The 11171-nt window shown below is 42.2% G+C and carries 9 protein-coding genes and 1 tRNA gene; 8 read left to right on the top strand and 2 right to left on the bottom strand.

Features of this window, described 5'->3' with window-relative positions; translation table 11 throughout:
* Positions 1-90 precede the first annotated feature (90 nt).
* The 8 genes from E2R65_RS12605 (at position 91) to E2R65_RS12640 (ending at position 7686) form a co-directional block, all read left to right on the top strand.
* The gene (locus tag E2R65_RS12605) at positions 91-2157 is read left to right on the top strand and encodes an HD family phosphohydrolase (protein ID WP_134336829.1); all 2067 of its coding nucleotides are present in this window, start codon (positions 91-93) and stop codon (positions 2155-2157) included.
* An 84-nt stretch (positions 2158-2241) separates the two neighbouring features.
* A tRNA-Ser gene (locus E2R65_RS12610) sits at positions 2242-2328 on the top strand.
* A gap of 181 nt (positions 2329-2509) precedes the next feature.
* Entirely contained in the window at positions 2510-3088 is a 579-nt protein-coding gene (locus E2R65_RS12615) for a TetR/AcrR family transcriptional regulator (protein ID WP_134336830.1), read from the top strand.
* A 96-nt stretch (positions 3089-3184) separates the two neighbouring features.
* On the top strand, positions 3185-3991 hold the full coding sequence (locus E2R65_RS12620; protein WP_134336831.1) for an SDR family NAD(P)-dependent oxidoreductase: 807 nt from the start codon (positions 3185-3187) through the stop codon (positions 3989-3991).
* 44 nt (positions 3992-4035) lie between these two features.
* Positions 4036-4332 carry a putative quinol monooxygenase gene (locus E2R65_RS12625; protein WP_134336832.1) on the top strand — a complete coding sequence of 99 codons (297 nt, stop codon included), beginning with the start codon at positions 4036-4038 and terminating at the stop codon, positions 4330-4332.
* A 136-nt stretch (positions 4333-4468) separates the two neighbouring features.
* Positions 4469-5449: a helix-turn-helix transcriptional regulator gene (locus tag E2R65_RS12630; protein ID WP_134336833.1), complete on the top strand. Its 981-nt coding sequence runs from the start codon at positions 4469-4471 to the stop codon at positions 5447-5449.
* Between the two features lie 193 nt (positions 5450-5642).
* Entirely contained in the window at positions 5643-6566 is a 924-nt protein-coding gene (locus tag E2R65_RS12635) for an NADP-dependent oxidoreductase (protein ID WP_134336834.1), read from the top strand.
* A gap of 40 nt (positions 6567-6606) precedes the next feature.
* On the top strand, positions 6607-7686 hold the full coding sequence (locus tag E2R65_RS12640) for an alkene reductase (protein ID WP_134336835.1): 1080 nt from the start codon (positions 6607-6609) through the stop codon (positions 7684-7686).
* A 76-nt stretch (positions 7687-7762) separates the two neighbouring features.
* Here the strand turns inward: E2R65_RS12640 and E2R65_RS12645 are convergent, their stop codons facing one another.
* Both E2R65_RS12645 and E2R65_RS12650 read right to left on the bottom strand, forming a co-directional pair.
* On the bottom strand, positions 7763-9589 hold the full coding sequence (locus E2R65_RS12645) for an alkaline phosphatase (protein WP_134336836.1): 1827 nt from the start codon (positions 9587-9589) through the stop codon (positions 7763-7765).
* Positions 9590-9651: 62 nt separating this feature from the next.
* The gene (locus tag E2R65_RS12650; RefSeq protein ID WP_134336837.1) at positions 9652-11166 is read right to left on the bottom strand and encodes a RagB/SusD family nutrient uptake outer membrane protein; all 1515 of its coding nucleotides are present in this window, start codon (positions 11164-11166) and stop codon (positions 9652-9654) included.
* Between the last annotated feature and the right edge of the window lie 5 nt (positions 11167-11171).

Here is an 11171-nt window from a genome sequence, read left to right on the forward strand (position 1 = left end):
TATCATAAAGATATCAACTTTAAAAGGATAAAAGCAAGAAAAATAAAAGATACAGAAACTTATATTATTTTTGGTTGGATAAACACGGCTATGGCAAAACTTTCATCGTCCCGGCAAAAAGCATTATTGCGTAAATACGCCCTAAATGTTAAATTTTTTATGATGCTGGTGAGCGTTACCGTAATAGTTTATGCGCTGCCCAAACAAGCCAAATTTGGCTACGAATATGAAAAAGGCCGTATCTGGAACCAAAAAGAGCTGATATCGCCGTATAATTTTGCCATATTAAAAACAGATGCCGAGATACAGGCCGACCAAAAGGCCGCTCTTGCCGCAGTAACCCCTGTTTATCAGCATAATTTAGATATGGCCGGCCAGCAAATTGAAGGCTTTAAAACTGATTTTGAAATAAAATGGCATAGCGCTGGTTTAAACGAACGGCAAAAAAATACTTACCTGCAAACCGGTATTAACGTTTTACAGGCTTCATACGATAAAGGGATATTAAAGTTAAACCCCAAATACCAGCAGGCAGGTAAAAATTATGCTGTTACCATATTAAATAACAACATCGCTATAGATAAAAACACCGCTGATTTATTTACGCGGGAGCGTGCCATTGCCTATTGTGATTTTGAAATTGGTAAAGTGAATGGGCTGGATAAGCCATTTCTGCTTGATTTGGTACAAGACAGGCTGCAGCCCAATTTAACTTATGATGCCAAATTAACCGCGCGTTTAGAAAAGGAAGTTACAGAAAACCTATCTACAACCCGCGGAATGGTACAAAAGGGTGATGTTATAGTATCCAAAGGATCTGTTATTAACGAAGAAGCTTACCAAAAACTGGCATCATATAAAAAGGCCTTTGAAGATAACGCCCGTACCAATGGCAACCGCAGTCTGGTATTGCTTGGGCAATTTTTACTGGTAGGCATTACTATTACTTTGTTAATGGTTTTTCTGTACCTTTTCAGGCGGGATATTTATGATGATAACCGTTTGGTAAGCCTTATTTTATTGGTTATAACCGCTATGCTGGCAACGCTGTCGCTGGCTATAAAATTACAGCTGCCAAATTTTTATTACATACCATATTGCATAGTGCCAATTATCATCAGGATACTATTTGACACCCGTTTGGCCCTTAATATTCATTTGCTGGTAGTGATGATAGCCGGCTTTTTTGTGCCTAACAGCTTTGAATTTGCTTTTTATGAGATAACCGCAGGTATGGTATCTATTTACAGCATTAAAAACCTTATTCGCCGCGAGCAATTCCTGATATCGGCATTGATCATCACGTTTACCTATTTTGTGTCTTTTTTGGGTATTTCACTCATCAGAGAAGGCACTTTTACCACAATTGACTGGGTGGACTTTATACCTTTTGCCGTAAGCGTATTGCTTACGCTTTTGGCTTACCCGCTTATTTATCTGTTTGAGAAAGTGTTTGCCATCACATCAGATATCACGCTGATAGAGCTTACCAATACGAATGCGCCTTTACTGCGCGAAATGGCCTTTAGCGCCCCCGGGACTTTTCAGCATTCGCTGCAAGTGGCTAACCTGGCCGAAAATGCCATATTCGCAATAGGGGGCAATGCCTTACTGGTTAGGGCAGGGGCATTGTACCACGATATTGGTAAAATGGAAAACCCGCTTTTTTTTATAGAGAATCAAAGTTCGGGCTTTAATCCGCATGATAAATTACCTTATGAAGAAAGTGCCCAAATCATTATTCGCCATGTAAGCAAAGGGATTGAAATGGCGAGAAGAGCTAACCTACCCGAGATTATAATCGACTTTATACGTACTCATCATGGTAATACCCGGGTAGATTATTTTTACCAGTCGTTTTTGAAGAATTTCCCTGAGAAATTCATCAACGAGAATATTTTTCGCTATCCCGGGCCTATTCCTTTCTCAAAAGAAGCCGGTGTTTTGATGCTGGCCGACTCTGTTGAGGCTGCTTCGCGTTCATTAAAAGAGCCCGATGAGGAATCGATCAGCATCCTGGTAGATCGTATTGTAAAGTACAAACTCGATCAAAATCAATTGAATGACAGTAACATAACTTTAAAGGATTTGGAAACAATTAAACAAATATTTAAGCGGATGCTGATGAGTATTTATCACGTTAGAATAGATTATTAAAAATCTGATTTATTTTTTTGTCAGCTTATCCTAATTACTATATTTGCAGTCCCTGAAAAAAGGGAGTATTACTGAGAAACAACCGGTGAGGTGCCTGAGAGGCCGAAAGGATCAGTTTGCTAAACTGACGTACGGGAAACTGTACCGAGGGTTCGAATCCCTCCCTCACCGCTTAACCAAATACTTAAATGTATTTAAGCCTGTAAGTTTTAATTTACAGGCTTTTTGTTTGCACCTATATCAAAATATCAAAAAAGTTGAAACGTTAATATCGTGAAATTAGAGATAAAATTTATTTAATTAAATTGTATCGATTGATACAATATGTATATTTGCATCAGTTATCTTAATTATGGCAGGCAGGAATAAGATCTATAACGAAGAAGAAGCGCTGGATAAGGCGATCAAAGTTTTTTGGGAAAAAGGCTACGATAATGCTTCTTCTCGTGATTTGCAAAAAGCAATGGGAATAGGCATGGGCAGCTTTTACCTGGCCTACAAAGGCGGAAAACAGGAACTTTTCGTCAAATCTATGAACCGCTTTTTTTCCGTTTATCCTACCTATGCCTTATCGATGCTGAAAACGGTTGAAAACCCGATTGAGGTGCTAAGGCAATATTATTATGTGATGGCAGATGAGGAGGGCCTTTTCGGGCAGTTTGGTTGCTACTTTAGTAATGCGATCATCCAGGTGGGGGACGGAGAGCTGAAGGGTAATGCAATTGGCCACATCACCAATATTGTACGGGCGTTTTCAACAGCATTACTGCGCGCCAGCAAAGCTGGCATTATTCATCCTAAAATACCGCAGGAGTTATGGGATGTTTACTTGCTTAACTTATGGACCGGGCTGAACACGACAAAGTCTATTGAGAAAGACACCCAAAAGTTAAAGGCATTTATCGACTTTAGCCTTCGGTCTTTTGAATAAGCCTTTTTTTTAATCAATACTGTATCGATTGATACAGTATTGTGAGTTATTACAAAAACAACAAAAAGAATATTAAACAACGAAATCTTAAAAATCATGAAAAAAACAATTTTAATTACAGGTGCCTCTTCAGGCTTTGGTTTAATGCTTGCTAATAGTTTGCAGCAAAAGGGTTTTAATGTGATCGGCACCAGCCGCGAGCCCGAAAAATATAAAGGCAAGGTATCATTTAAGTTATTACAGCTGGATATAGCTGATGATGCTTCGATTGCTGCATTTAGCCAGGCACTTGCCAAAGAAACCAGCAAGCTGGATGTGCTGGTTAACAACGCGGGTTTTATGGTAACCGGTATTGCAGAGGAAACGCCTATAGAAATAGGTAAGCAACAATTTGAAACCAACTTTTGGGGTACGGTAAAGGTGACTAATGCACTGCTGCCGATCTTCAGGAAACAAAGATCCGGTCAGATCATTACGGTAAGTTCCATCGTTGGCCTGATAGGCCCGCCTAATCTTTCTTTCTATGCTGCATCCAAACATGCCGTTGAAGGCTATTTTAAGTCACTGCGATTTGAATTGAACCAGTTTAATATTAAGGTGAGCGTTGTGGAGCCCGTATGGTTTAAAACAAACCTGGGCCATAACGCGGTAGCTGCTACCGAAGGCATTGCTGATTATGATACTTACCGACGCCAGGTAAATGCTTTTACGCAAAAAGGACTTAACGAAGCAGAAGCACCTGATGCCGTGGTGGGTACTATTATCAAACTGATTGATGCCAAAGACCCCAAATTTAGCAACCCGGTAGGGAAAATGACTGGTATGATCCTCTTCCTTCAAAGTTATGCCTATAAAATGTTTGAAGGATCTGTACTGAAAAGTGTGAGAACAGCCGTCAAATAAATTAATAATAGTCAATATTAAACAATAGTATTAAACTTCAATAAATGAAAAACGGTAAGGTAATAACGCATGTAGAATTTACAGTTCGTACCGAAATGATAAACATTGTACTCCAGAAAGCTGAAATAACCCAAAGCCTGATTTTAAAGGAAGAAGGATGCGAAACGTTTATACTAACTACTAAAAAAGAGGCATCCAATGTTATAGTTTTGTTTGCAGTTTATACTTCGGAAGAAATTTACCAATGGCATCTTGAACAGGAGTATGTGAAAAACTTTTTTGCCTATCTGGCCGACAAATTACTTGCAGCCCCAAAGGTTGATTATCTTGTAGAATATTAGAACCCGGACGATTGATAAGTGCAGCAGTTGTGCAGATAGGTGTGAACAGTTAAATATGAATACGATTGTAATGTGTTGACTTATTTTAAGAGCAAGGATCTTATATAAATTAAATGATTTAAATATAACCTCTTAAATGATTTTTGAATTTACAACAGCGCCAGGTTTTGACTTTATTACCCTGTTTGCAAAGCAGTTAAATGTGCCTGTAAGAGACAATGTACTGGAGATTCCGAAACACCTCGGGGAAGGGTATGTACGTAAAGTTGGGTTTGGGGACGATTTTAAGTTGACCATGCACCGGTATATATTGAAGGAAGACCTGATCGTAAAACGTAATCCGGCCTTAACGCCTAACAACATACGCACTATTTTCTTTTACAACAATGGTGAAGATCTTGAAGTAAAATTTAAAGGAGGAAATAAGCCTTCCTCACCCAAAAAGGATTCTTCCATACTGCTGTCAACAAATGACTTGCGCACAGAAATTCGTTTCCCGGCTGGTAATATTATCCAATACGTAGTTGTGGGCATTACCGCTAATCGGTTACGCTCTGTATTATCCATCGAAAGGCCTAACAGTACTATACAAACTATTACAGCAGAAAACGTATCCTTTCTCTTTTTCGAAAGTTTAGATCCGGAGATGCAATTGCTGCTCAAAAATGTTGTATCTGTAGATATGAACAACTCCCTTAATAATTTTTATGTGCAAATAAAGGTATTGGAGTTGATGTACTTGGTTTTTAGTAAGTTATCACTAAGGGAAAACACTGCTATTAAAAGTATTAATAGTAGTGACGCAGAAAAATTGCTGGCTATTCGTAATGTGGTTTTAAACGACTTAAGTACTCCGCCGGTTTTGCATGAACTTGCCATTATTGCCTTAATGAGCGAAACGAAGCTGAAGCAGCTATTTAAGCAAACATTTGGCGATACTATTTATAATTATTATCAGAAGGCCAGGATGCAGGAAGCCGCATTTTTATTAAAGCAGGCTAAACATTCCGTTGCTAAAGTTGGCTATCAACTGGGATTTACAAATCTGAGCCATTTTAGCAGGCTTTTTGCAAAGCAATACGGCATCACTCCAAAGAAGTTTTCGCAAACTCTTTAACTTTTATCATCCTCCTATATCTGCCGGATTAGACTATTCTTCTGTCTATTTCGGCTATTTTACCTATTCGTAATGCTATAGATTTGTATCAGCATAAGCCAAACCAGAAGTAGGGTAGTTTATCTTAAAATTTTGACTACAACTGTAGCTGTGGTTAGGCAAAATGCCGGTAACGAATTTAACAAATCAAATAATGAAAGTAGTACAGTACAAAGCATACGGAAATTCTGATGTGATAGAACTGGCAGATGTGCCAACGCCGGAGATCAGAAGCGAAAACCAGGTTTTGATTCAGGTAAAAGCCGCCAGCGTTAACCCCTTGGATATTAAGATACGTAATGGAATTATGCAAAAGATCCGGCCTGTTAGTTTGCCGTTTATACCCGGCGCAGATGTAGCAGGGATAGTAATGGCTACAGGGAGTAAAGTAAAGCATTTTAAAGCAGGTGATGAGGTGATTGCCGTGTGCAGGGCTGGCGGATATGCCGGGTACACGCTGGTGAATGAAAGTGATGTAGCTCTAAAACCTCTTAATATTATGTTTGAAGAAGCAGCGTCTCTGGTGGTTAATATCGGCACTGCACAATCGGTTTTGTTTGATGAAGCAAAATTAACCAAAGGCCAGAGGGTTTTGATACAAGGGGCAGCAGGCGCAACGGGAGCCACAATGGTACAAATGGCTAAAAATGCCGGGGCGTATGTAATAGCTACAGCATCCGGTCCGGGTGTTGCGTTAGTACGAAGCCTGGGTGCTGATGAAGTGGTAGATTATAAATCTCAGGATGTTGCCCAATTGGTAAAAGATATTGATCTGGTAGTAGATTGCGCCGGTGGGGAATCGCAACACAAGCTTTTTGAAGTTTTAAAACCTGGAGGTAAACTTTTCAGCATAGTGATCCCCCCTTCTGCTGATTTAGCGGAAAAGTACCAGGTTGAAGCACGATTCATCAGTTCCGGTATCTCAGCCAGGAGTTTAAGTGATGGTCTGGATCTGGTCAAAAAGGGAAAACTTCGGCCCATCGTTGCTAAGACTTTCCGATTGGAAGAGGCTGCACAAGCTCAGGATCTTCTATCGGCCGGCGGTGTAAACGGTAAAATCGTTTTAGTGGTTGTTTAACACATTTTAGATTTTTTAAATATTTATCAGACAATAAAATATGAAACTATTAGAAAAGGTAACGATAGGGAACAAAACCTTAAATAACGCCATAGCTATGGCTCCTATGACCCGTAGCCGGGCTGATGCAGAGGGAGTTGTATCGGATCTCACTTTGTTGTATTATACACAGCGTGCCAGCGCCGGGCTCATAATCACAGAGGCCGTGAATATCTCAGCACAGGCATTGGGCAGCCCACTCACACCCGGTTTATACACAAAAGAGCAAATTAATGCCTGGAAGAAAGTAACCAAATCAGTTCATGATGATGGAGGTGCGATATATGCACAACTTTGGCATACCGGCCGTGTTGGGCATTCAGTGGATAGAAATGGAAAACTTCCGGTGGCACCATCGGCTGTTGGGATCAAAGGGCAGCAGCATTTCACCTCGCAGGGGATGAAAGATTATGAAACTCCTCAGGAATTAACCATAGCAGATATCAAACAAATTGTTAAGGATTATGGCCAGGCCGCCAGAAATGCTCTTGAAGCAGGTTTTGACGGTGTTGAATTACATGCAGCATTTGGATATTTGCCGAATCAATTTTTATCGGAAAGTGCAAACCACCGGACGGATGAATATGGAGGTAGTATTGAGAACCGCAATAGATTTGTGTTACAAGTGATGCAGGAATTGGTAAATGTATGCGGAAATGATAAAGTTGGTATTAAACTATCGCCAACGGTTTATTATAATAATATAGAGAACAGTGATCCTGTAGCCCAATTTAAACCATTGATTGAAGCATTGAACGATTTACCGCTGGCTTATATCCATCTGATGAACGGCGTGTTGCCTTTAAATAATCATCCGCACTATCCGGAAAACGCTGTAGAAACTTTTGGCAGCATAAGTAAGCACCTGGTCATCGCCAATGCAGGCTTCGATAAAGATAGCGGGGAAGCGGAACTGAAAAAGGGCATCGCTCAAATAATTTCTTACGGCTCGTTATTTATTGCCAACCCCGACCTGCCCAAGCGGTTTGAACTGGATGCAGCGTTCAACACCTTGGATCATTCTACGATGTACGGAGGAGGGGAAAAAGGATATACCGATTACCCTTTCCTAAAGGCTTGATCTGAAGCCAAATTTACCCGCTTTACACATTGTAAAGCGGGTTTTTAGTAAAGTAGGGATTTTGGTTATCCCATGCTTATTTGATCAGCTTTAATATTTTGTTAAAAATCTGCGTGTTGCTGTAAACGCCCCTAAAATCACCCGAGTGCAGGCCGTAGGCAAATACAGGTACGGGCGTCCCTGTATGGTCGTTAGTGCTAAAATCGCCCAGTACATAGCCTTTGCTTATGTCACCGTCAAGCAGGGTAAGGCCGCCGGTTTCATGGTCGGCAGTTACAATTACCAGCGTTTCACCGTCTTCATCCGCAAAGCGCAGGGCTTCGCCAACGGTGCTGTCAAAATCAGCATTTTCGGTAATTACCTGTGCCAGGTTATTGTTATGGCCCCCGTGGTCTATCTGCGATCCTTCTATCATCATAAAAAAGCCTTTAGGGCTGTTTTTAAAGGCAGTGCTTACCTTGTTAAAGGCCTGCGGCAGATAATTGCCCCTGCCCGCTATTTTAGGGCGGGTTACACTGTCATCCATCAAACCCAGAACCTTTGTTGCGGGCGTTTTTAAAAATTCATCAAAGGTGCGGGCAACGGTATAACCTCTCTTTTTCATTTTATCTATAACAGATTCACCGTTTACCTTTACCGTAAAATCCTGATAGGCCGAGCCTAAGAAAATATCTACCGGTGATTTAAGGATATCGGCGGCAATGGCGCTGCTGTTGCTTCTTTCGCTTTGATGGGCATAAAAAGCCGCAGGGGTAGCATCAGTTAATTCGCATACAACGATATCTGCGGTTTTTTTGCCGGCTTCGGCGCTGTAAACGGCTAAGGATTTCAGGGGCTTCCCGGCAGGGTCTACTCCGATAGCGCGATCATCTGTTTTTTGCCCGGATGCAAATGCGGTAGCCCCGGCAGCCGAGTCGGTGATGTAAGCATCTGCCGAGTTGGTAATCGAAAAGCCGATATTGAGCATCTGGAAGATATTAAGCTGGCCCCTGTTGGCGGTGTAGGTAGCATAGATCTGTGATAGCCCCATACCATCGCCGATACATAAGATAATGTTTTTAACTTTTTTTACCGCTCCGTCTGTTTTATAAGTGGGGTGATAAATAGGGTAGGGTTGCGGTGCCGAATATTCGTTTTTGGCTTTTTTGTTTAAAAAATCGCCCAGCTCTTCAATTTTATCGGTGCCGATAACATCTACACCTAAACGCATCAAGGCCAGCCAGCTGCTTTTAGTATCAGGGCTCTCCCAAAACCGTATCATTTTACCGGCCTGATGAACGCTGTCTATAGCGCCTTTTACACGGCTTATTTCGGCGCTGTTGAGCACACCTTTGCCATTCCATTTAACATACTTGCTTAAAGGGAAGCTTACCAGGCCAATTTTTTGCCATTGTTGTGAGGTAAAGCCATCCAGATGGTCTACATCAAAAGTGATCCAGTCGGGGTAGTTCAGCATTTCTGCTGCGGGCGGTACGGCACCCGTCATCACGATGGATAAACGGCCTGCATGCGCAGGGGAAGAGATATAAGCTGCCAAAGGTTTTAACTCTGCTACTACTAAAGGTAACACCGCTTTGTAATCTTCCTTTATCTCTATCAGCAGCCTTAACCGTCTTTGCGGGTCGCGCTGAAGCGCTTCGGCCAATGGGTAAAGGTACAGGCTTTTTAACGACCGGTTATCTGTGATCTCCTTTTTACCGTGGGCAACCATTAATCGCCCGTTTACGGCATATACATCTGCTTCTATAGAGCCAAATCCCTTTTGGTAGGCACGGTAAAAGGGGATGCTGTTCTTATAATCGTTATGTGAATGGGCATCGGCAACGGTGTAGGGTTTAATTTGCCCGCTGGCAACATGGCCGGCAAAAAGCATGGCGCCTAAAAAAAATAGCTTATGTATCATTTTTTTATTGTTGTTAATACCAAAAGCCGGCTGTGCACCGGCTTTTGGTTAAATGTTTAAAACTACCAGCCTGCATTTTGTTTTAGCTGGCCCTGGCTAATCTGGATATCTTTTGGCGGGATAGGCCAAACGTTATCACGTGCAGGGTCAAAGTTACGGGCTTTCCAAACAACCGAGCCGGTTGCACCATGCAGCGGTTTTGCATAAGTGGCCTGCGCATCACCCCAGCGTACAAGGTCAAAGTTACGGTCGCTCCATTCGCCGGCAAGTTCCACGCGGCGTTCGTGTTTCAGGTTAGCCATGGTGGCACCGGTAATTGCTGCCAAACCTGCGCGCTGGCGAACAAGGTTAATCTCCGTATCGGCGTTTTTACCCTGCATCAGTTTAGCTTCTGCCTTAATCAGTATTACCTCGGCATAGCGCAATAGCGGCACGTTAAGATCGGTAGATGGTTCATCACCATTCGGGCTGATGTGTATGCCGCCGGCATAGCTAAAGGGCTCCATATATTTGTTAAACTGGTAACCTGTAAGGCTGTTGCTTTTACCACCTATAGGGTAGGTATAAGTTTGCCCAAAATATGGAAAGGTGTCATCCTTTTTAAGAATGGTAGCGGCTAAACGTTTATCGCCGGTTTCAAACTCATCAACCAGTTCTTTAGTTGGCTGGAAATAGCCAAAACCGTTGTACAGGCCCCAGCCTTTGTTCTCCAGCATTGCGCCGGGTAAAATGCTTTGCCCGTTTAAGCTGCTGGCTACCGACCATACATACTCGCTGCTGTAGTTGTTGGCTATTTTAAATACATCAGCATAGTTGCTTAATAAAGCATGTTTGCCGCTGGTAATAACCGAATCTGCATACTTCTCTGCATTGGCGTAATCTTTTGCATGCAGGTAAGCTTTAGCTAAATAAGCCCAGGCGGCAGTTTTATGCGCCCTGCCGCGGTCTGTAGCGGCAAGCTTATCAAAATAAGGCAATAATGCTGCTGCTTTTTTTAGGTCGGCAGTGATGTACGCATAGTTATCTTTAACAGATGGTAACTGTGAAGGGAACGCCAGTGGGTTATCCCTGCTTTGCAGCGGCGCACCCAGTTTATCGCTTCCGTACAGGTCGGCTATTTCCAGGTGCATTACGGCATGCACAAAATAAGCCTGGCCCAAAATAAAGTTTTTGGTTGCCTGGTCCATATTAATGACAGGTACGTTGGCAATAACATCGTTAGCCCTTTTCATCACCACAAAATGCAACTGCCACGGGGCATATATGCTGCCCTCGTTGCCGGTACAAACAAAGTTTTTGATGTTTTCGCGGTCGCCCGAGGTACGGCCAACTACCATGTCATCGCTGGCATTGATAAACCAGAAGAAACCCCTGCCGTACATATCTTCGCTATTGCTTTGTTTTTCATACAAGCCGTTGGCAGCCTGTTGCGCATCGGCGGCCGTTTTCCAGAAGTTACTTGTGGTTGGGGTGCCGGTTGGCTTTATGTTATCTAAAGTACTTTTTTTACAGCCCTGTATAAATGCAGCTACGCTTAAAACAAGCAGGCATTTACTTATTATTTTTATGAATTTCATTTCAA

Source organism: Mucilaginibacter phyllosphaerae, assembly GCF_004378255.1.
Classification (GTDB): Bacteria; Bacteroidota; Bacteroidia; order Sphingobacteriales; family Sphingobacteriaceae; genus Mucilaginibacter; species Mucilaginibacter phyllosphaerae.